This is a genomic window from Natrarchaeobius chitinivorans (assembly GCF_003841505.1).
Classification (GTDB): Archaea; Halobacteriota; Halobacteria; order Halobacteriales; family Natrialbaceae; genus Natrarchaeobius; species Natrarchaeobius chitinivorans.
On the sequence record NZ_REGA01000012.1, the window covers coordinates 18,743 to 39,436 of the forward strand.

The window sequence follows — 20,694 nt, forward strand, 5'->3', positions numbered from 1 at the left end:
GTCGTTGATGGATCGTTGATCCCTCCGGGTTCCAAATCTTCGGTGTCCGCGCCCAGATCTCGAGTCAGGACGCGGGTGTTCTTTAGGATGGGCGACGAGCACCACCTATGCACGTCGTCGTCAACGCGGCAATGAGCGCGGACGGCAAACTCTCTTCGAGACGCCGCGAGCAGATCGCGATCAGCGGCGAGGAGGACTTCGCCCGGGTCGATCGACTCCGAGCCGACAGCGACGCAGTCGTCGTCGGCGTCGGCACCGTCCTGGCGGACGACCCGAGTCTCACCGTCAAGGACGAACGGCTGTGTGAACGCCGACTCGCGAACGGCCGGTCGAAACACCCTGCGCGAGTCGTCGTCGACTCGAAGGCGCGAACGCCCTCGGACGCCGTAGTCCTCGACGACGCGGCGTCGACGTTCGTCTGCGTCGGCGAGGTCGCCCCCGTCGACGAACGCATGGATCTGGCCGCACACGCAGAGCTCGTGACGGCGGGCGAGGAACGCGTCGACCTCCTACGCGCGTTCGCGGCCCTCGAGTCGGCCGGACTCGAACGGATCATGGTCGAGGGCGGGGGCGAACTCATCTTCTCGCTTTTCGAAGTCGGGCTGGTCGACGAACTCAAGGTGTTCGTCGGCCCGAAACTGATCGGTGGCCGGGAGGCTCCGACGCTCGCCGACGGCGACGGTTTCGTCGCCGAGTTCCCGACGCTGACCCTCGAGTCCCTCGAACGGCTCGACGACGGGGCGTTGCTCACGTGGTCTGCCGGCGGTTCGTCGACGGACACGTGATCCGGATAGATTTCGAACCGTGTGACACCGGCCCGTATAAACCGACCGTCGACGACAGGCACTAACCTCGTTTCCCGTCACACCTTTCCTCGAGCGGGGCCTACGACCGGCTATGAAACGAGCGACGTTCGGCGGCGGCTGTTTCTGGTGTGTCGAAGCGGCTTTCGAGGAACTCGGTGGCGTGGAATCCGTGACCTCGGGCTACGCGGGTGGCGATACCGAGGAACCGACCTACGAGGCCGTCTGTTCGGGGAAAACCGGACACGCGGAGGTCGTCCAGATCGAGTACGATCCCGACCGGATCGCTTACGAGGACCTCCTCGAGGTGTTCTTTACGATCCACGACCCGACGACGCTGAACCGGGAAGGCCCCGACGTGGGCAGCCAGTATCGGTCCGCGATCTACGCCCACGGCGACGACCAGCTCGAGACGGCCGAGGCGTTCGCCGAGGAACTCGAGGCCGAAGGAGTGTACGACGGGATCGTTACCGAAATCGAACCGCTCGACACCTTCTACGAGGCCGAGGAGTACCACCAGAACTACTTCGAGAAGAATCCGACCGACGCGTACTGCCGGATGCACGCCGCGCCGAAAGTCGAGAAGGTTCGCGAGACGTTCGCGTCGAAGACGACGGGCGGCGACTGACGGGGGCCGTGAGCGGAGATCCGGTGTCCGGAGACGACCAGGCCACCGCGAATCGGACAGCTACATGTACGGTCGGCGCCAGATCATCCGTATGAACGACGATCGGCAGTCCGAGGCGACGCTCGAGAACACGCCGGGGCAGGGGCGGTCACCGGAGGCCAGCCGAATCGAAGCCGACGCGCCGGAGGAGTTCGGCCTCGTCCAGGTCTGGTGGGGTGACGGCAAGGGAAAGACGACGGCCACCCTCGGAATGGGGATGCGGGCCGCGGGCCACGGCTACCGGGTCCACGTCCTCCAGTTCATGAAAGGCGGTGCCTCGAGCGTCGAGGCGGTTCGGGGCGAGTACAACGCCATCGAGGCCCTGCCGGGGATCAGCTACGAGAACCTCGGCCACTACGGCTGGCACGGGATGGCCGACGGGAGCGACGAAGCAGACCACGAGCGCCAGGCCCAGGCGGGCCTCGACCGGGCGGAAACGCTGCTCGAGTGCGGCACAAATGCGGACCTCGATGCGCCGATCGCACTCGGTGCGCCGCCGGAAGACGGCGTTCACATGCTGATTCTCGACGAAGTGCTGTACGCCGCCGATCGGGGGCTGATCGAGACGGACGACGTTCTCGCGTTGATCGACGCGAAACCGGACTCGCTCGAACTCGTGCTCTCGGGAAGTCACGAACCGCCGACGTATCTCGAGGATCGGGCCGACCTGATCACGAACGTTCGCAAGGAGAAACACCCGATCGAGGACGGACAGCGAGCGAGACGAGGAACGGAGTACTGAGACGGTTTGCTGTCGGTCAGTGTCGGCGTAGCGGCCGTCCGAGTCACTGATGTGCCGGTACATCGGTCGATGCGCGGTACATCGGTACAGTAATTCGTAGTTACAGAAATTCGTAGGAGGCGGTCTGTTGAGGCGGTCGGCGACGGCGAACTCGCTCGAGCCGGCGCGCTGTCTGTCGACGAGTCCAGCCCACTCGAGGCGTCACCAAGGGCGCAACGCCGGTACGGTTATTATCTATCTCTGATAACAACATCGCCCGATGGACGCAATCCGCGTCGACGAGTTGTGCAAGTCCTACGGCAGCGTGCGTGCGGTCGACGGCATGAGTTTCGGCGTCGAACGCGGCGAACTCTTCGGTTTTCTCGGGCCGAACGGAGCCGGAAAGACCACGACGATACGTTCGCTGACTGGGCAGATACGTCCCGATAGCGGCGAGATAACCGTTCTCGGAACCGACCCGATTACGGATCCCCTCGAGACGCGACGGCGGGTCGGCATCCTGCCGGAACAGGGATCACCGCCGAGCTTTCTGACCCCGCGTGAGTACCTCGAGTTCGTCGGGACCGTCCGGGACCTCGAACCGGACCGTATCCGCGAGAACACCGAGCGCTGGGCTGATCGACTCGGCTTTCAGAACAAACTCGAGACGCTTCACACGGACCTCTCACGGGGCCAACAGCAGAAGGTGATGATCGCGCAGGCGTTCGTCCACGACCCCGAGGTCGTCCTCATCGACGAACCCCTGGCGAATCTCGACCCGCTGGTTCAAGAACAGGTCAAGCGGTTCCTCGTCGACTACGCGGCAAAGGGCAACGCCGTCTTCGTCTCGACGCACAACATCGACGTCGCGGAGTCGATCTGTACCCGCGTCGGCATCGTCGCCGACGGTGCGATCGTCGCCGAGCGATCGCTCGAGGACGGGGTCGACGACGCGTCGCTGCTCGAGGTATTTCTCGAACACGTCGGGGACGCGGACGCCCGGGACCTCCCGGCGACGGGATCGATCCGTCCATGACGTCCGGTTCCCCCCGGACCGATCCGTCCGCGACGCCCGATTCCGCCCGCTCGTCGAACACCGGACGGACGTCGAACTGGTTGTTGTTCGTGACGCTCCTCCGCGAGGAGTGGCGACTCCACACGAGACTGTTCGGAGGGTGGCGGTTCGCGCTCTTTCCGGTCGTGATCGCTGGCCTCTCGGTCGCCGCGTCGGTCGCACTCCTCGAAACCGGAACGCCGGCCGAGCGAATCGGCCGGTGGGGCCACGTTCTGGCGCTCGGCTTCGGCCTCTACAGCGGAACGGCCGCCTTCGCCGGATCGGACATGCTCGAGAACGTGTTCGGTCGGCTCTCGCTCGTGCTCTCGACGTCGTCGACGTTGCCGCTGTCCCGAAAACGACTCCTGAGCGTGTTTCTGGTCAAAGACGGGCTCTTCTACGCGCTCGTCGTCGTGCTTCCGATGGCGATGGCTGCCGTTCCGTTCGGCGAGCTATCCGGGTCGACGCCCGTGACGGTGCTCGGGTACTGGCTCTCGCTCTCGCTCGTCTTCGCGTTCGGGATGGCGGTAACCGTCGCGCTGGTCGCCGTTCGAAGCCGCGGCGTCCCGACGGTGGCCGTCCTCGGCGGGCTCGGAACCGGTGCGGTCGCCGCGATAGCGACTGGCTCCGCCGGAACGGTTCGACGCCTGCTCGTTCCGCTGGAGGCGGCGACGGTCGACGCGCTGGTTCTCGGACTCGTCACGGTGATCGTCGCCGTCGGGGCGCTCGCGACGTACGATCCGACGTACGGCACACCGACGCGGACGGCGAGCGATCGGTTCGCCCGACTGAGCGACACCCTTCCCGTCGGTGACGACGCGCTGGTCGCGAAGACGTTGCTCGACCTCGCGCGGTCGTCGGGAGGGGTCTGGAAGCCGTTCGTCTCGGCTGGAATCTTGCTCGCGCTCGTCGCAGCGCTCGTCGGCGTCGTCGACGCGATCACCGGAATCGAGCCCGCGCCGGGGGTCTTCTTCGGCGGCGTCCTCGGCCTGTCGGCGTTTACGACCTACAACTGGCTCACCCAGTTCGACTCGCTCGAGGCGTACCTCGTCTACCCCGTCTCCGTCGAAGCGGTGTTTCGTGCGAAACGAACCGCGTTCGTCCTCGTCGGCGTTCCGACCGTCGGCGTCCCGTATCTCGTGGCGGTCGTCTGGTTCGACGCGACGGCGGTCGACGCCGGCGCAGGCGCGATGATACTCGCAGGGTACGCCCTGTATTACTACGGCCTCACCGTCTATCTCGCCGGCTTCTCGCCCAACGAGTTCCTCTTCGACGCCGTCCGGTTCGCGACGTTTACCGCCGGCGTCGCCCTTCCGCTCGTCCCCACGCTGGTCGCCGGCTTCGTCGTCGTGCCGCCGTCGACGACCGTCGCCGTCGGTCTCGCACTCGCCGGCATCGGGTTCGCCATCGTTGGATACGCCCTCTCGAGTCGCGCGGGGCCTCGGTGGGAACGGCGACTCCTCGAGCGCTAGCGCGACTTTCCTCACGGAGGTCGAGAGTCGTCGACGAGACGATCGCACCGAATCGAGGGCCACAACCCACAGTCGATCCTGAAACTCCCTTTCGCTTGCAAGGCGGATCGGGAACAGCCAGTACGTCGATACGAATCGTATGAAAGTCGTCTTCAAACCCGGAAACGCGTACGAGGAGATCAACTGCTTCGACTTCCGCGAGTACGACCACGGAATCGTTCTCCACGACGAACAGGGGTACAACATCGGCTACGTCCCACACGAAATTCTGAGCCACATCGAGCCACACTCCGGGGAAGAAGTGGCGTTCGAAGGCGGTGAGCCACCCGAACGAGCGGACGAAGAGGACTGATTCGGATCGCCGTCACTGTGGACCTGAGACCGCGGGACGGCTCTCGGTCGCTTCGGACATGACGTACAGTAACCCGTCTGATACGGTTTCGCGCGACGGAGTCTGAGAATCGACAGGTCGATAGCCCCGCCCGGTCGAGTCGGTACCACGCAGATGACCCGGACGCTCCTCGTCGCCGGGACGGCGAGTCACGTCGGCAAGTCGACCGTCGCCGCCGGCCTCTGTCGACTGCTCGCCGACCGCGGCGTCTCCGTCGCCCCGTTTAAAGCACAGAACATGAGTAACAACGCTCGAGTCGTCGTTCGCCCTGACGGGGCGCCAGACAACGGAGCGAGGGACGACGTCGCCGGGAACGCCAGCGGGGCGGAGCGAAACGATCGACTGGATGCGGGAAACTGGGGGGAGATCGGCGTCTCACAGTTCGTACAGGCTCGAGCGGCGCGAACGACGCCGACGACCGACTGCAATCCCGTGCTGTTGAAACCGCGCGGCGATGGCGAGAGCCAGCTCGTAATCGACGGGGTGGCACGCGGGCACATGGCAGCGGGGAGCTACTACGAAGATCACTGGGAACGCGCTCGTACCGTCGCCGAGGCCGCGTATCGGCGGCTCGCGGCCGACCACGACGTGATCGTCGCCGAAGGGGCGGGCAGTATCGCGGAGATCAACCTCCACGACCGGGATCTGGCGAACGTCGAGACCGCTCGCTTCGCCGACGCCGACATCGTTCTGCTCGTAGATATCGAACGCGGCGGCGCGTTCGCGAGCCTCTACGGGACGCTCGAACTCGTGCCCGAGGCTCTGAACGAACGGGTCGTCGGCGCGGCGATCACGAAGTTTCGCGGTGATCCATCGTTGCTCGAGCCGGGTATCCGGGAGATCGAAGCCCGAACCGGCGTTCCGATCGTCGGCGTCATCCCGTACGACGACCCCGGGCTCCCCGAGGAGGATAGCGTCTCGCTCCCCGATTCCGAAAGCGGGGGCGTTCTCGGGGATGACGACGGCGTCCCGGACGACCGGCGCGTCACCGTCGCAGTCCCCCGGCTCCCGCGACTCTCGAACGCCACCGATATCGAGGCGCTGGCGGACGAATCGGGCGTCTCCGTGGCCTTCGTTCCGGTCGATCCCAACGGAATCGACGCGTCGTCCGAGACGTCGGGAAATCCGTTCCGTGGGGTCGACGCGGACGCGGTCCTGATTCCGGGAACCAAAAACACCGTCGACGACCTGCTCGCGCTCCGGAAGGCCGGATTCGAGGAGTTCTTGCGGGACTTCGACGGACCGATCGTCGGCATCTGTGGCGGCTACCAGATACTCGGCGAACGGATCACCAACGCTTCCCTCGAGGGGGTCGGCACGGCGGAGACTGTCGAGGGACTGGGTCTGTTACCGGTCGAGACCAGATTCGAGTCGGAGAAACACCTCGAGCGGACGTCGGTTCCGGTCGACGGATCTGTGACGCCGGTGCTCGCCGGTGCCGACGGGACCGCGTCGGGATACGAGATTCACGCCGGTCGGACGCGCGTCCTCGAGGGTGCGGACGTCGGCCGTCCGCTCGGTGACTCGAGTGCCGCGTCTGGCCTGGTTCTGGGGACGTATCTCCACGGATTGTTCGACAACGACGCCGTTCGGAAGGCGTTTATCGCGTCCGCTGCGGACGACGCGAGCCCCGAGGGACCGACTCGAGGCGAGCGTCCGGTCACGCCGTCCCCTGCTGGTCGGGAACGCGGACGGACGCCGTACGATCGAGCGGCGACACTCGTCGGCGACCACCTCGATCTGGACGCACTCGGCGGCCTCGCTGACGTGTGGACGGACGGTCGTTGACACTATCGGACAGGCGTCAGTAAGAGCTGGTCGCGAATTTTCGGCCGCCGCCACCTGAGTCGGTCGCAGGAGGGCGACCGATCTTCACAGATAGTAACAACTGCAACTATCGTTCTGTGCGATAGTGTGAGAATCCGCTATTCGGTTCCGTTTCGATAGGTTCCGAGCAGTTCCTCGAGGACGATACACTCCTGATCGGTCGCCTCGTAGTGGGTATCGATGAATCGTTCCGCTGCCTCGTAGTTACCACGAAGCCCCTGCTTTCGGACCGTGATTACGGCGTCGAGAAAGAACGTCCCGCCGTCGGTTCCGAGCGCCCGTGCGTGATCCGATTCCGAGATGTCGAGTTCCGATTTGATCTCCTCGAAGTTGAACGTCCTGACGTCGTGTTCCGGGTTGATGAGCGAGAGAACGTACTCCGCGGAGAACCGATAGAACTCGGATTTGCTCTCGAACATACCGTCGTCGACGAGCGTATCGATCTCCTCGACCACCTCGTCTGGGTACCTGACGGTATCTTTCGCCATGAGAAGAAATTCCACACCGCTCATTAATTATTGTTTCGGAGAACGCTCCAGACCGATCCTGTCCGGAAGATAGTAGGTTCACGCGCCTCGCCGGCGGTTCAACTACCTACAAATTTATTATTTATCGGGCGTAAGTGGATCACGCGATGACAGATGAAGACGAAATCCGCGAGCAGATGATCGACGCGTTCGAAGGCGCCGATTACCCGATCTCGAGTCCGATGGATCTCGTTCCGGCGCTCCCGGACGGACCCGGAACGAAATTCGAGTCCGGGGAGTTCTCGATGACGGCGATGGAACTGAATACGAAGACCTCCGGCGGTGAGTTCCCATACGACGACGTCGAGACGTTCGTCGACGACGTCATCGAGGATCTCAAAGAGCAAGGCGAATTGTAGCTCCCAGTTCGAAACGAATCCCCGGAAATCAGTTCCGTCACACCTTGACTCGTCTGTGTCTGTGCCGACAAATCGTCACGACACACCGCCGGAGTGATCCGGCCTCTGTTATGGAAACCGGGAGACGACAAACGGAAGAATCGCGCTCCCAGGGTACCGACGGAGTCCGTGTGGATTCGGCGAGCGAAACACCTCTCATACGGTTTACTGTCAGTCCTTACCGGCGCACCCGCCGCCCGAGTGGTCTGCATAAGTTCTGAACAAGCACCAAAGCTCGCTCAGGATCTTCTCTTTTCGGACGTGGTTTGCTCTCTCACTCAAGGGGTTCAGCTGTTGCGCTGATCACTCTGGTCGCGGGTGCGCCGGTAAACAGTGACAGTAATCCGTATCACGTGACGACCGCCGGAACGCGACGACGACAGCTCAACACCGGACCATCGGGTTTTTTATCCTACAACATTATTTTGAGTAGAAGGGAGAGGTGCGCTTGGAGAGTGAGATCCGGCGCGACCCTCCGAAACGCATGGTGTCTATCGACGGTATGAACGGTGACAGTGGTACCGGATTGATCGTCCTCGTAACCGACTCTCGAGGGGGAGAGTGCCGTACTGTCGAGGATCTGCGAGGTCGAACGGAGTACCGAGTTCGTCGTATTTCGGTCGACGCTCTCGGGAGCGTACTCGACGAGCGATGCCCGGACGGCATCGTACTGGCACTCGACGATCCCGAAACCGTTCGGGAACAGGGCGAACTGATCAACGGCCGGACGATAGACGTTCCGGTGGTCGTCGCACCCAGCGCCGGAGGGGAAGCACTCGCGATCGCTGCACTCCGTATCCGGGCAGCCGAGTACGTTCGGTCGACCGCCGACCGGCGCGTCGATCGGATCGTCGAGGCCATCGAAGCCGACTCACACGCGGATCGAGTTCGGGACGACGAATTTCGTCGGATCCTGGCCACCGAACTTCCCGACGAGGCCTTCGTCATCGGCGAAGACGGCACGTATCTCGAGGCGAGAGTTCGGCCGGAGTCGGAGGATCTGTACGAGATGGACGCTGCGGACCTCGTCGGCATGGAACTCGAGGGCGTTTTCCCGAACGACACCGCAGAGACGCTCCAGGATTGTATCGACACCGCGATACGAACGGACGAAATCCAGTCGGTGGAGTACGACGCCCAGACGAACGACGACTGGCTTCGGTTCGAGGCCCGCGTCGTCCCGATCGACGGCTGGATCGACGGCCAACGCGCCGTCGTCTGGCTCGCACGGGAGATCACCGAACGAGTGAAACGCGAACTCGAACTCCGGGCTCGTCAGGCGGAACTCGAGACGTTGAACCGGATCAACGCGATCGTGCGACAGGTGATCGAGACGCTGGTCGACGCCCCGAGCCGGAACGCGATCGAACGCGACGTCTGTCGACAGCTCGTCGATTCGGAACTGTACTGTGGCTCGTGGATCGCCGAGTGGACCGGTGACGGCCAGCTCAGATACCGGACCGGTGCCGGCGAAGCGACGGCCTACCTCGAGTACGTTCGCGAACGGACTCCCGACGGCAACCGCCCGTTCAGGCGGGCAGCGAGAACCGGTGAGATTCAGACGGAAAATTACGGTGTCGAGCGAGAATCGGTCCCCGAACCGCTTCGGGATGCCGTCCGCGAAGACGACGTGCGAGGCGTCGTCGCGGTTCCGATCACTCACGAGGGCACGGACTTCGGCGTCCTCACGGTCCTCGCCAGTCGCGACGATGCGTTCAGCGAGAGCGAGCGGGCCGGATTCAGACTGCTCGGCGAAACGATCGGATTTACGATCATGGCCGTCAAGAACCGCCAGCTGTTGTTCGCCGATACGGTCGTGGAACTCGAGTTTCGGATCGACGGCGGCGACACGTTCTCGTTCGACCTCTCCCGGGAGTACGATTGTACGTGTTCGCTCGAGTGGGCCGGGACGACCGCGAACGGACGTGCGTTCCAGTTCGTCACTATCGACGGTCTCGACGGGGAGACGGTGATCACGGAAGCCGCCGACCACGACTCGGTCGAGGAGTGTCGGCTCGTCCACGACGGTACCACCGGCTGTACGATCGAAATCCGCCTCTGTGAATCGGGCGTTCGGACGCTTACGAACCACGGCGTGACGATCCGCGACGTGACGGTCGAAGACGACGTCGGCACCTGTCTGATCGAAGTCCCACAGAACGCAAACGTCAGGGAGGTCGCGGACGCGCTGTCCGCTGTCTACGAGAACACGGAACTGGCCGCCCGCCGCGAAGTCGACCGGGAAGTCCAGACCGCGGCCGAACGTCGCAACCGAATTCTCGACGAACTCACCGACCGACAGCTCACGACCCTCCGACTCGCGTACTACGGCGGCTTTTTCGACTGGCCTCGCGAGAGTACCGGCGAAGAGGTCGCGGAGGCCATGGACGTCTCACCGCCGACGATGCACCAGCACCTTCGAAAGGGACTCAAAACGATTCTCGGCGAGTTCTTCGAGGCGGGTGCCGGGACGGTCGATTGACCGGAATGGACTGGCGTGCGTCAGTACCGCTATAAGACCGTATGTCCCGTCGGCGGGCGTTTCGCCGGCGTTCGGCCGACACTACCCCCCTCGTACAGATCGCCGTACTGATGTACCGCTACACCCGCCACCCGGTGATGTACCGCCACATCCGTCGCCCGGCTCGCAGATGCGCCGAAACTGACGGACAGTAAACCGTATCAGTCGGTCGCCTGTTCGAGTTCGTCGGCGACCACTCCGTCGGAGACGAGGTCGGCAACCCGCTGTACGTCGTCGGCCGGGGACCGATCGCCGGAAAGCGGTGGGACGACGTCCCGGATCAGGTCGTAGAGCGCCCCCGTTCCCATGCCGAGCGAGAGGCGGTCGGTCGTATCGAAGGCGTCCTGGACGTACTCCGCGGCCTCGGCGGCACAGACCAGTTCGGCGGCGACGACCCAGGTCGCGTCCTCGAGTGCCCGCCGGACGTGAAAGGCGGACTGGGCACTCATGCTGACGTGATCTTCCTGCCCGCCGCTGACGGGCGTGTTGTCCGTCGACGCCGGCCCGAGCGAGCGCAACTCGTTGACGAGCGACGCAGCCGTGTACTGGACGATCATGTACCCCGATTCGACGCCGCCGTCCGCTGCGAGAAACGGAGGGAGATGGGGCTCTTGCAGGTTCGGATTCAACAGCCGGTCGATCCGCCGTTCGGCGATCGCCGCGAGGTCGACCAGCGCGAGACGGACGTACTCGAGGCGCGTTGCCAGCGGTGCGCCGTGGAAGTTCCCACCGGAGAGGACCGATGCGTTGTCGGTCCCCGACGCGCGCTCGTCGACGCGGTCGGCCGCGAAGACCAGCGGGTTGTCGGTCGCGCTGTTGAGTTCGATCTCGACGGCCTCCCAAAGGTGGGAAACGGCGTCCCTGACCGCCCCGTGGACCTGGGGAAGACAGCGAAGCGAGTAGGCGTCCTGGACGCGATCGCAGTTGCGGTGGGCCTCGACGATATCGCTGCCCGCCGTGAACCGCCGGACGTTCGCCGCGGTCGTGCGCTGTCCCGAGTGCGGACGGACGTCCTGGATGGCGCGGTCTGACGTCGCGGTCGTCGCGAGCGTCGTCTCGGTGGTCAACGAACCGGCCCCGTCTGCGGCGAGGAGGAGACGTCGGCTGTCGACGACTGCCAACGCCGCCAGCCCGGTGGTCAACTGCGTGCCGTTGATCAGCGCCAGCCCCTCCTTCGGCGCGAGCGAGAGGGGCTCGAATCCGATCTCCTCGAGCGCTCGGTCACCGGCGAGGCGTTGTGCCGGCTCCGACCGGTCTGCGGTCGATTCGCCGGCCGCGGATTCCGCCCCCGCGGGCGGTTCGACGAACGCCTCGCCGTCGCCGATGAGGACGAGAGACAGGTGGGCAAGCGGCGCGAGGTCGCCGCTCGCGCCGAGGCTGCCTCGCGATCTGACGACCGGATGGACCCCGCCGTTACACATCGCGACGAGGTGATCGACGACGGCCTCGCGGATGCCGGAGTGGCCCGTCACGAGTGCGTTGATCCGAGCGACCATCATCGCCCGTACCTCCTCGCGGGTGAGCGTCCGACCCGCGCCGGCCGCGTGGCTGCGAAGGAGGTTGTGCTGGAGCGCCTCGAGTTTCTCCGGCGGTATCCGCTCGTCGACCAGTTCGCCAAAGCCGGTGTTGAGTCCGTACACCGGTTCGCCGCTCTCGACGACGTCCTCGACTCGCCGCCGCGACTCCCGAACGCGCTCGCGAGCGGCCTCCGAGACCTCGATTCGAACTCCGTCTCTTGCGACCGCGGCGACGGCTTCGGGCGTGAGGGTGTTTCCGTCCAGTTCGACGGTCATCGACGATCAACTCGGTAACTGATTCGTCTCGCGTGAGTTCCGATACCGGCCTCGGTCGAAGGGACCATATCCGACCCGTACGCTCGGGACGCTCAAGGAAATTCGGGTGATCCGAGAACACCGTCGGCCATTTCCCCAGGGGGCAGATCGGGTACAGTAATCCGTATGAAACGATTTCCACACCGGTCGCCGAGCCACCTGGCGATCGGGTGTGCAGTGACGTTCAGTGGCTACAGTACGCAGCTTCGTTCGGACTCCCGGACAGTCTCGATAGTATAAAAGTCTCCATTGTGAACCCGAGCGCCGATGTGGTCCAGACCGTATCGTCCGAACGAACATGACCGGCCGTCGCAGATGGGGAGCGCCTGTGGTGACCGATCCGTGAACGTCGTCGAGTCCGTGTACGAGGCATCGAACGGTCGGTACTACACCGACTGGCAACTCCACCGGCGACTCGAGAGCGGGCGCTGGCGGCGCTGTCTCTCCCAGCGCGATCCCGATCGGCGACTGGTCGAGGCGGACGGCGGGGAACTGCTCTTTCTCACTCCCGTCGACCCGGAGGAGTTGCCGAACTGGACCGAAATCCGTATCGAACGGCGAGCCGCCCACGTCGTCGAGACGCGCCAACCACTGTGCGGGCCGCGGTGACTCGAGTCCCCTCTCTCCCTTTCGGTCATAAAACGTGAATATGGTAACCGATACATAGAGTGTGCTCCACTCGCTACCGAACCCCGTGAATCGGCGGCACGTGCTGGGAGCGCTCGGTTCGTTCGCCTCGGTCGGGACGCTCGCGTACGCGACCCGCGACCCCGTCGAAACGCTCGAGTGTCGGATCTGGCTCTCCGAGCGCGCCGCCGAGTACGACCGCGTCGCAGACAGGGCACTCGAGTACGTCCAACGGCTCCTCGAGTTCGAGTTCTGGTCTCTCGAGGCCTCGATCGGCGGGACCGTTTCGGTCTCCACCGAAGACGGGGCTCGCGTGACGAGCGGCGGGGAGTGGCCGCTTGCCGTCACGATGGGAGCAGTCGGCTCCAGCGACCTCGACCCCGTCGCGGACGTCAACCTCCTCGTTACGGACGGCCAGATGAAGCGGGCACCGACGGGGTACGGGCTGCCACACATTGCCTCCGTCGGCGGTGCGCGGTACATCGACCGACTCCCTCCTTTCGACGAACTCGTCGGTTCGGGCCCCGAGGGAGACGTCGACCGACGACTCGTTGCGCTGACGACGCCGACGCGGACGATGCAGGTGCTCCTCCACGAGGTGGGTCACGCGCTGGGGTTGCACCACGACCACGGCGTCGCATTTCGCTACGGGGACGCCGTCGTGGCGACGCCGATGCTCAGCACCTACGCGTTCGATCCGGAGTATCGAGGCGATCGCTCACGGTGTGGAACGAACTACCCCGATCCGAACGGGCTAGAGCGACAGCTCAGTCTGGCGTTTTCCACCTGCGCACGTCGCGAACTCTCGACGTACAGCGGTGGAGTTCGGGTTCGAGACCAGTGTTGTGACGGTCTGTAAGGGTGACACCCGCACAATCCCGGTCGCCCGCTACGATCCCGGCCGTTTCGGGCAGATCGACTCGTGCCGTTCTAACCGTCGACTGACGAGCGATATCGGCTCCCTCCGCACGAGTTCGCTCACCAGTCCAGGGTCAAAACGCCACTCGAGGGACTGCAGACGAAGCGCCCTCACGAGATGCCGGTACGACCCCGATCGGTCTTCGATCGTATCGTCACCGAGTTACAACGCACCGACTCATACCGATTGCTGTCCCCGTCTACCGGAGCGCCCAGGACCGTCCCGCGGTCTTCGGAACCGACGTACAGCAGTCCGTATCACTCGCCGTCGCCGTTCCCGTCGGAGTCGTCGCCGCGGGCGAAACTCGCCTGGGCGTCGACAGTTTCGTCGACGTCTGCCGCGGACGGACCTTCGATGAGCGACTCGAAGTCGTCTGCGTCGTCGTACTGGTCCCGGTAAACGAGTGCCGCTTTGCCGAGGGTCGTAATCTCGTACAGTCCCGATCGTTCGGCGGGACCGATTTTCTCTACGAGCCCGTAATCCTCGAGCACAGGCAGTCTCGTGTTGATGTTCTTTCGGCTTTTGCCCGTGTGGGCGGCGAGGTTCGTCGCGACGTTCCGGCCCTTGTCCTCCAGCGCATCGAGGATCAAGAAATCAGTTGGTTGTCGTAATTTCACGGTCGTTCACTCTCTAGACACACTATATTTCCAGTGGTAACTAATACTTTCGGCTCGTTCCGGTTAATTACCAATGGGGGTGGCTAACACTTTCCGGAATGGAGCGGCTCATCCATCACGACTTTTCGGGAAGTACTCGAGATCGATCTGTCCCCGTGACGGGTACGCTCTCGGGGGGTCCACAGGGGTTTCGTCGCGTCGTCCGGACTGCTCGATCAGATCGACGCCGGCCGACCCGAGCCACTGTAAAAACGACACGACGTCGGTGGGCGAGCGAACTCGACAGGATGCGGCGGACGGATCGTCGGCGCCGACGCGAACGCCGATCCCGGCTGGTTCGACGACGCGAAATGCCGACTCGTCGGTCACGTCGTCGCCGACGTACACCGTTGCCGCGTCGTCCGGCAGTCCGGATGCGATCAGTTCGACTGCGTTGCCTTTCCCCCACGGAATCGCAGGACCGATCTCGAGGACGCGTTTCCCCCGTGATAACTCGAGTTCGTCATCGCCGAACCGATCGAGGATCGTCGTCGTTCGTCGATGAACGATCGGCCGAAGGGGCTCCGGGACGTTTCTGGTGTGGACCGTCGCGGTCAAGCGCTTGTTTTCGATGCGACTACCGGGGACCGGGGAGAGAACGGGCTCGAGTGCCGAGCAAACCTCGTCGATCGAGGCGGCTCGTTTGCGAGCGATCGGGTGAACCGAAACCGCTCCGGAACGGGCGAGTTCGAGGCCGTGATTGCCGGCGTAGGCGTCCGCCTCGTCGATACGGTTCCGAACGTCCGGCAGGGACCGACCGCTGACGATGGCCGTCGAAACGGTCGGTTCCGCTACGAGTTCCGAGAGGGCCCGCTCGTTCGCCTCGAGGGGTGTCGCCTCGTCCGGTTCGTCGACGATCGGGGCGAGCGTTCCGTCGAAGTCGAGACAGACGAGCAGGTCCGATGCTCTGGCGAGGCGTGATCGAATCTGTGGCAGTTGCTCGTCGAGTCGTGGTGGCGGTTCCTCAGACATGACTCACACCCGTGGCGTATACTCGGGAGAGTCGGGGTCAGTGTCGGGATCCTGATCGATCGCTTCCGAACTCGAGCCCTCGTGTATGCTTTGAATCCAGTCGAACTGGCTATCCATCCACGATCCGATGTCGTTTTCGAAGACGCGGTGTCGAAGCGTGTTCATCCGTCGCCGTCGCTCGTGGCGTGGCATCGACAGTGATTCGGCTATCCGTCGAGCGAAGGCGTCGGTGTCGGTCGGGTCGATACCGAGTGCGTGTGAGCCGAGTCGTTCGTATGCGCCGGTTCGATCGCTCAACAGCAACGCTCCGTCACAGTCGACACTCGCCGCCAGGTACTCCTGTGCGACGAGGTTCATTCCGTCGATGATCGGGCTTACGATCATCACGTCCGCCTGCCGGTACAGCGCACAGAGGTCGTCGGGTTCGACGTACTCCTCGGTGTAGACGATCGGTTTCCAGTCGCCGGATTCGAACCGTCCGTTGATTCGTTCGACTTCGTTTCGGACGAACTCCCCGTAGCGCTCGTACGTCGGGATTTCCGTGCGCGAGGGAGTCGCTTTCTGAACGAACGTGAACTCGCCACACCAGTCGGGGTTGCGTTCGAAAAACCGCTCGAGCGCGGCCAGCCGTTCCGGAATACCTTTCGTGTAATCGAGGCGGTCGACGCCGAGCCCGACGACGGTTTCCTCCGAGACCGCGTCCGTCAAAAGCGCCGACGGATTCCGTCGATCGGCTGCACGTGCGCGCCGGTCGAAAGACGCGGCGTCGACACCCATCGGCGTTGCGACGACCGTCGTCGGCTCGCCCTCGTAGCGGACGAGTCGCTGGTCCCGGTCGACTGTCGCGTTCGGAACGTATCTCTGTACGCACTCGAGGAAGTTCTCCACGTATCGATCCACGTGAAAGCCGAGCAGATCGTTTCCGAGCACCCCCTCCAGCACATCGACGCCGGCGGGGCAATCCCGGAAGGTTTCGGGCGCCGGCCACGGGATGTGCCAGAACTGTGCGACGGTTGCCGAAGGCGGGATCGAATCACGGACGAGTCGCGGTGCGAGCGCGAAGTGATAGTCCTGAATCCAGACGACCGAGTCGTCGGTCGCGTGGTCCGCGACGGCAGACGCGAAGCGTTCGTTGACGGTTCGGTACCACTCGAAATCGGTCGGTCGATCCTCGAGGAGATCCGAGAAACCGTGGCAGATCGGCCAGAGAACGCGGTTGCTGAACCCGCGATAGTACGAGTCGACGGCCGCTTCCGAGAGGTCGAGTCGGTGGAGCGTGTACCCCTCCGAATCCGGCGGAACCGACACGCAGTTTCGGTCGTCGGTGACGTCGAAGTCGGCGCTGCCGTCACCCCAGGCGATCCAGGTTCCGTCGGTTCGCTTACAGACTGGGTCGAGACCTGCGGTCAGTCCGCCCGTCGGTTCGTCGACCGTCACCGATCGTTCGGTGTCGTCCTCCGCGTCGGCATCGTCGTACTCGTGGCGATACGGTTGCCGATTCGAGACGACGATGAGCGGGCCGGGACAGGCCGCTTCGTCGGAGGCGTCGTCGCTCGTTCGCCCTCGTCCGTCGCACCGCAACTGTCGGCTATACGGGTTCGTCAACGACAAACGCTCGTCGGGAAAGCGCATTCGCTGGAACAACACAGCGTCCCCACGGGTTGATTCGCGGCCTGCACCCGCATGGAAGTCTAATACGCACCCCATACCGTTCAGCTTCGATGGACTGTCCGGTCAGACGGTCTGTTGGAACCGATTACTGGTAGGGAGTCTCGGAGGAGTTCCCGTACGAAGAACGCGACCCACTGTGGAAGGCCGGGCTTTGGAATCTCCGATCGGCTATGCGACTCCCTATGACTTCACCGATACGTCGTTCCGACAGACCCGTCACTCCCGACGAATGAGGCGGATAACAGCCCGCCCCATACGAATCGCTGTACCGATGTACCGGCGCACCCGCGACCCTGGGGCGGGTGTGCCGACAATGACGGACAGCAGTACAGCAAACCGTCTCAGTAGTAGTAGAGCTCGAGTTCGTGCCCGCAGTCTCGACAGACGGTTTCGCGTCCTTGCAATCGGTTCGAGTCGCTCTCTTCGTCGATTCCGGGCCCAGGCGGAACCGACGCGTTCACGATTCCACCACAGGCGGGGCACCCGACGTGCATCGCCGCACGGTTCGACTTCGACATGTCCGTAAGATAGACGACACCGTTCGATAGTTATACCAGCCGTACTATCCGGTTGCAGATCGTTTCGAATCGTTCGTCCTTCGTACGGTCGGATTTACCGATCGGACGAGCGGCGGTTTCGAGGCGGCGAGTTCGCTCGAGCGGCCGAACGGTTCGAAACGCGAACCAACGAACCTTTGATCGTCCCAGCCGAGACGTCGAGTATGGAACGACGGACGTATCTTCACTCGCTGGGGGCCGCGGGAATCGCGGGGATCGCAGGCTGTCTCGACGACGTCCCCCTCGTCGGCGGTGACAGCCGAACCGTCCTCGGGCCGCCGGACGAAAGGCGGGGGGACCCGATTCATCCGACCCACGGCGACGAGTTCCCCTCGTTTACGCTCCCGGATCCGCTGGCGGACGAGACCGTCTCGCTCGAGGACGTCACCGGCGACCGGGCGTTTCTGATGACGTACTTCTTTACCGCCTGTCCGGACGGTGCCTGTCCCGCATTGCTGTTGCGACTCCGTCGGACGCAAGCAGACGCGATCGAACGGGGATACGACGACGACATCGCGTTGCTCGCGATGACCTTCGATCCCGAGCGGGACACGCCGGAGGTCATAGAGGAGTACGCCGGCCAGCAAGGGGTCGACCACGAGGCGGACAACTGGCACTTCCTTCGCCCGGAAAGCTACGAGGAGGGGAAGCAACTGCTCGACGACACGTTCGGGATGCCGATCCAGCGTATCGAAGACTCTGACGACCACGACCACGACGATTCCGAAGACGACCACGACCACGGCGAGTACACGTTCGAACATTTCAACCTGGTGATGCTCGTCAACCACGACGGGGTCGTCGAGCGGGCCTACCCCAACGCAGTCGATCAACGGGAGGCGGTCAGCATCGAAACGATCGTCGAGGACGCCAGAACGGTCGCACAACGATAATCATGCGCCGACGGGAGATCATCGCCGGCATCGGAAGTGCGGGTGTCGTCGTCGGAGCCGGTGCACTCGCCGTCGTCGGCGTCCCGTCCGGTGACGATCTGTTCGGCACGGACCGGGAGTACGATCCGCTCGAGATCGAAACGGTCGACGCGCCGGGAAGCGAGGCTGGTGAGGTTCTCGTTCCGCCGGGCGATCGGGTTGCGTTCGTCGACATCTTCGGCACCTGGTGTCCACCCTGTATCGAACAGATGCCGGCACTGGCCGAGGCGAACGAGCGCGTCAGCGACGACGTGCTCTTTCTGTCGGTGACCAACGAATCGGTCGGCGAGAACGGCGCGATCACCGAGGACGAACTCGTCGAGTGGTGGAACGACCACGACGGGAACTGGACGCTGGGACTCGATCCGACGGCAGAGCTGACCGAACGGTATCTGGCCGGCGGCTATCCGACCGCCGTCGTCATCGACGCCTCCGGTCGAGTACACTGGTCGGACGACGGGGTCAAGACGGCGGACGAACTCGTCAGTCGAATAACGGACGCCCAGGAGGAGTAAGATGCTCGACGCACCGCTCGTACTGACGCTCGCGTTCGCGTTACAGGCCGGTTTCATCACGTTCTTCTCGCCGTGTGCCTATCCGCTGTTGCCCGGTTACGTCGGCTTTTACGTCAGTCAGACCGAGGGGAAAGAGCCGTCGCTCGGCGGAGCGCTGGGTCGAGGGATGATCGCCGGTGCCGGCGTTCTCCTCACGCTCGCCGTCCTCTTCGGGGCGGCGTTCTGGGTCGGTCACTCGACGATTACGAACGTCACCCTGTTCGAGCCCATCGTCGGCGCGCTTCTCGTGATCTTCGGTGTCCTCGTGGTGTTCGACCGCGCTCCCTCGGTGTCGATCGCGCTCCCGAAACGGCGTTCGGGCCTCCTCGGGTTCGGGATATTCGGCGTCGGCTACGCGCTGGCCGCCGCAGGCTGCGTCGCACCGCTTTTCGGCACGGTGGTCGCGAGCGCCCTCTCGTACCCGACGGTGCCGGCGATGTTGATCGTCGGAACCTACGTCGGCAGCGTCGTCGCGTTGATGGTCTCACTGACCGTCGCGACGGGAATGGGGCTCGTCGCCAGCACCGGGACGCTTATGGCCTACAGTCACCACCTCAAACGAATCGCAGGGGGAGTCATGATCGTCGCCGGGCTCGGTCAGTTGTACCTCGCGATCTTCGTCCTCGACGTGATCTGACGATCCGTCGTGCGTCCAAATCCCGTTAGCCCCGCTTTCTTCGGCCGACGGTGAACCCCACAGGGCGTGACTGCCGTCCGGTGTCCCAGTTGTCTCGAGGACGAACGCACGGAACTCGAGCGTATCGTGACGGATTCGGGACTCAAGCGAACGTTCGAGTGTCGAAACTGCGGTCATCGCTGGGCGGTCTTTTTCTATAGTAACAACTGCAACGATGTACACACCCATCGCCGAACAGTCTGGCGATCCGGTGTGCAATGACGTGCAGTGGCTACTATAGGTAGCTCGATTTCAAGACCCAGCATCGGCAAGTCAGGTGTGTATCCGGCCGGCGGACGAACGGTAACCGAGTGATGTATCACGACCTCTTGCTCGCGACCGACGGGAGTGACGGCGCTCGGCGTGCGACTCAACACGCGGTATCACTCGCGAACCGTCTCGACGCGACCGTCCACGTCCTCTCGGTCGTCGAGGAGGGCCCTCACAGTTCCGAAAAGCGCGACGAACTCCGATCCGACCCCGAACAGGAAGCGACCGAAGCCGTCGAAGCGGCCGAACGGGTCGCGACCGCCGAAGGCGTCGACGTGACGACGGCGATCCGAAGCGGTGTCCCACAGGAGGAGATACTCGACGCTGCAGACGCCACCGGCGCCGATCTGATCGTCGTCGGAACGGTCGGTCGGACAGGTCTCGATCAGTTGATCGTCGGGAGCGTCGCGGAGGAGGTCGTGCGTCACGCCACGGTTCCCGTCGTGACGGTCAGGGAAAATCCCTGACGGTTCTCGCCGGTTTCGACCCCTCGTAGGTCTGGTGTGACGGGTTTCCGATGGAATCGAAAACGGGTCCCAACCTCACCGGAGCTGATACGGATTACTGTACCGATGTCTCGGCACACCCGCGATCCGGACGGCGGGTGCGCCGGCAATGACGGACAGCAAACCGTATGGGACACCGAT

The 20,694-nt window shown here is 63.9% G+C and carries 21 protein-coding genes; 15 read left to right on the forward strand and 6 right to left on the reverse strand.

Going from position 1 to position 20,694, the window contains the following annotated elements:
• Window positions 1-107 precede the first annotated feature (107 nt).
• The 7 genes from EA473_RS13510 to EA473_RS13540 all read left to right on the forward strand — a co-directional run bounded on the left by EA473_RS13510 (window position 108) and on the right by EA473_RS13540 (window position 6,896).
• Window positions 108-785, forward strand: coding sequence for a 2,5-diamino-6-(ribosylamino)-4(3H)-pyrimidinone 5'-phosphate reductase (locus EA473_RS13510; protein WP_124196190.1), 678 nt, complete (start codon window positions 108-110; stop codon window positions 783-785).
• A gap of 112 nt (window positions 786-897) precedes the next feature.
• Window positions 898-1,431: a peptide-methionine (S)-S-oxide reductase MsrA gene (msrA, locus tag EA473_RS13515; protein WP_124196191.1), complete on the forward strand. Its 534-nt coding sequence runs from the start codon at window positions 898-900 to the stop codon at window positions 1,429-1,431.
• 91 nt (window positions 1,432-1,522) lie between these two features.
• Window positions 1,523-2,212 carry a cob(I)yrinic acid a,c-diamide adenosyltransferase gene (locus EA473_RS13520; protein ID WP_124196192.1) on the forward strand — a complete coding sequence of 230 codons (690 nt, stop codon included), beginning with the start codon at window positions 1,523-1,525 and terminating at the stop codon, window positions 2,210-2,212.
• A 259-nt stretch (window positions 2,213-2,471) separates the two neighbouring features.
• Window positions 2,472-3,227 carry an ABC transporter ATP-binding protein gene (locus tag EA473_RS13525; RefSeq protein WP_124196193.1) on the forward strand — a complete coding sequence of 252 codons (756 nt, stop codon included), beginning with the start codon at window positions 2,472-2,474 and terminating at the stop codon, window positions 3,225-3,227.
• Window positions 3,224-4,717, forward strand: a complete 1,494-nt coding sequence (locus EA473_RS13530) for a hypothetical protein (protein WP_207890183.1) — start codon at window positions 3,224-3,226, stop codon at window positions 4,715-4,717. The genes EA473_RS13525 and EA473_RS13530 overlap by 4 nt, the downstream gene beginning before the upstream one ends.
• A gap of 139 nt (window positions 4,718-4,856) precedes the next feature.
• Window positions 4,857-5,069, forward strand: coding sequence for a hypothetical protein (locus tag EA473_RS13535; protein WP_124196194.1), 213 nt, complete (start codon window positions 4,857-4,859; stop codon window positions 5,067-5,069).
• A 153-nt stretch (window positions 5,070-5,222) separates the two neighbouring features.
• Window positions 5,223-6,896, forward strand: coding sequence for a cobyric acid synthase (locus tag EA473_RS13540; protein ID WP_124196195.1), 1,674 nt, complete (start codon window positions 5,223-5,225; stop codon window positions 6,894-6,896).
• A 137-nt stretch (window positions 6,897-7,033) separates the two neighbouring features.
• Here EA473_RS13540 and EA473_RS13545 read toward each other — a convergent pair whose 3' ends face one another.
• On the reverse strand, window positions 7,034-7,423 hold the full coding sequence (locus EA473_RS13545) for a CopG family transcriptional regulator (RefSeq protein WP_124196196.1): 390 nt from the start codon (window positions 7,421-7,423) through the stop codon (window positions 7,034-7,036).
• Window positions 7,424-7,569: 146 nt separating this feature from the next.
• Here EA473_RS13545 and EA473_RS13550 point away from each other — a divergent pair, with 146 nt between their 5' ends.
• Together EA473_RS13550 and EA473_RS13555 are read left to right on the forward strand one after the other, a co-directional pair.
• Complete coding sequence (locus tag EA473_RS13550) at window positions 7,570-7,821, forward strand: MTH865 family protein (protein ID WP_124196197.1); 252 nt, start codon at window positions 7,570-7,572, stop codon at window positions 7,819-7,821.
• Window positions 7,822-8,362: 541 nt separating this feature from the next.
• Window positions 8,363-10,342, forward strand: coding sequence for a bacterio-opsin activator domain-containing protein (locus EA473_RS13555; RefSeq protein ID WP_124196198.1), 1,980 nt, complete (start codon window positions 8,363-8,365; stop codon window positions 10,340-10,342).
• Between the two features lie 200 nt (window positions 10,343-10,542).
• On the opposite strand, the gene hutH is transcribed toward EA473_RS13555, so the two are convergent.
• Complete coding sequence (gene hutH / locus EA473_RS13560; RefSeq protein WP_124196199.1) at window positions 10,543-12,174, reverse strand: histidine ammonia-lyase; 1,632 nt, start codon at window positions 12,172-12,174, stop codon at window positions 10,543-10,545.
• Between the two features lie 381 nt (window positions 12,175-12,555).
• On the opposite strand from hutH, the gene EA473_RS13565 reads away from it, so the two are divergent.
• Both EA473_RS13565 and EA473_RS13570 read left to right on the forward strand, forming a co-directional pair.
• Window positions 12,556-12,822 (forward strand): hypothetical protein, encoded by a 267-nt coding sequence (locus EA473_RS13565; protein WP_243645263.1) that lies wholly within the window; start codon window positions 12,556-12,558, stop codon window positions 12,820-12,822.
• Between the two features lie 85 nt (window positions 12,823-12,907).
• On the forward strand, window positions 12,908-13,699 hold the full coding sequence (locus EA473_RS13570; protein ID WP_124196201.1) for a peptidase M10A and M12B matrixin and adamalysin: 792 nt from the start codon (window positions 12,908-12,910) through the stop codon (window positions 13,697-13,699).
• A 317-nt stretch (window positions 13,700-14,016) separates the two neighbouring features.
• Here EA473_RS13570 and EA473_RS13575 read toward each other — a convergent pair whose 3' ends face one another.
• The 4 genes from EA473_RS13575 to EA473_RS22345 all read right to left on the reverse strand — a co-directional run bounded on the left by EA473_RS13575 (window position 14,017) and on the right by EA473_RS22345 (window position 17,576).
• On the reverse strand, window positions 14,017-14,376 hold the full coding sequence (locus tag EA473_RS13575) for a winged helix-turn-helix domain-containing protein (RefSeq protein WP_124196202.1): 360 nt from the start codon (window positions 14,374-14,376) through the stop codon (window positions 14,017-14,019).
• Between the two features lie 108 nt (window positions 14,377-14,484).
• The gene (gene otsB / locus EA473_RS13580; RefSeq protein ID WP_124196203.1) at window positions 14,485-15,387 is read right to left on the reverse strand and encodes a trehalose-phosphatase; all 903 of its coding nucleotides are present in this window, start codon (window positions 15,385-15,387) and stop codon (window positions 14,485-14,487) included.
• Window positions 15,388-15,390: 3 nt separating this feature from the next.
• The gene (locus tag EA473_RS13585) at window positions 15,391-17,019 is read right to left on the reverse strand and encodes an alpha,alpha-trehalose-phosphate synthase (UDP-forming) (RefSeq protein WP_124196293.1); all 1,629 of its coding nucleotides are present in this window, start codon (window positions 17,017-17,019) and stop codon (window positions 15,391-15,393) included.
• 380 nt (window positions 17,020-17,399) lie between these two features.
• Window positions 17,400-17,576, reverse strand: coding sequence for a hypothetical protein (locus tag EA473_RS22345; RefSeq protein ID WP_165875289.1), 177 nt, complete (start codon window positions 17,574-17,576; stop codon window positions 17,400-17,402).
• A 203-nt stretch (window positions 17,577-17,779) separates the two neighbouring features.
• Here EA473_RS22345 and EA473_RS13590 point away from each other — a divergent pair, with 203 nt between their 5' ends.
• The 4 genes from EA473_RS13590 to EA473_RS13605 all read left to right on the forward strand — a co-directional run bounded on the left by EA473_RS13590 (window position 17,780) and on the right by EA473_RS13605 (window position 20,514).
• Window positions 17,780-18,508 (forward strand): SCO family protein, encoded by a 729-nt coding sequence (locus EA473_RS13590; protein WP_124196204.1) that lies wholly within the window; start codon window positions 17,780-17,782, stop codon window positions 18,506-18,508.
• A 2-nt stretch (window positions 18,509-18,510) separates the two neighbouring features.
• Entirely contained in the window at window positions 18,511-19,062 is a 552-nt protein-coding gene (locus tag EA473_RS13595) for a TlpA family protein disulfide reductase (RefSeq protein ID WP_124196205.1), read from the forward strand.
• 1 nt (window position 19,063) lies between these two features.
• A complete protein-coding gene (locus EA473_RS13600) occupies window positions 19,064-19,738 on the forward strand; it encodes a cytochrome c biogenesis CcdA family protein (RefSeq protein WP_124196206.1) in 675 nt (224 codons plus the stop codon).
• Window positions 19,739-20,091: 353 nt separating this feature from the next.
• A complete protein-coding gene (locus tag EA473_RS13605; protein WP_124196207.1) occupies window positions 20,092-20,514 on the forward strand; it encodes a universal stress protein in 423 nt (140 codons plus the stop codon).
• Window positions 20,515-20,694: the final 180 nt, after the last annotated feature.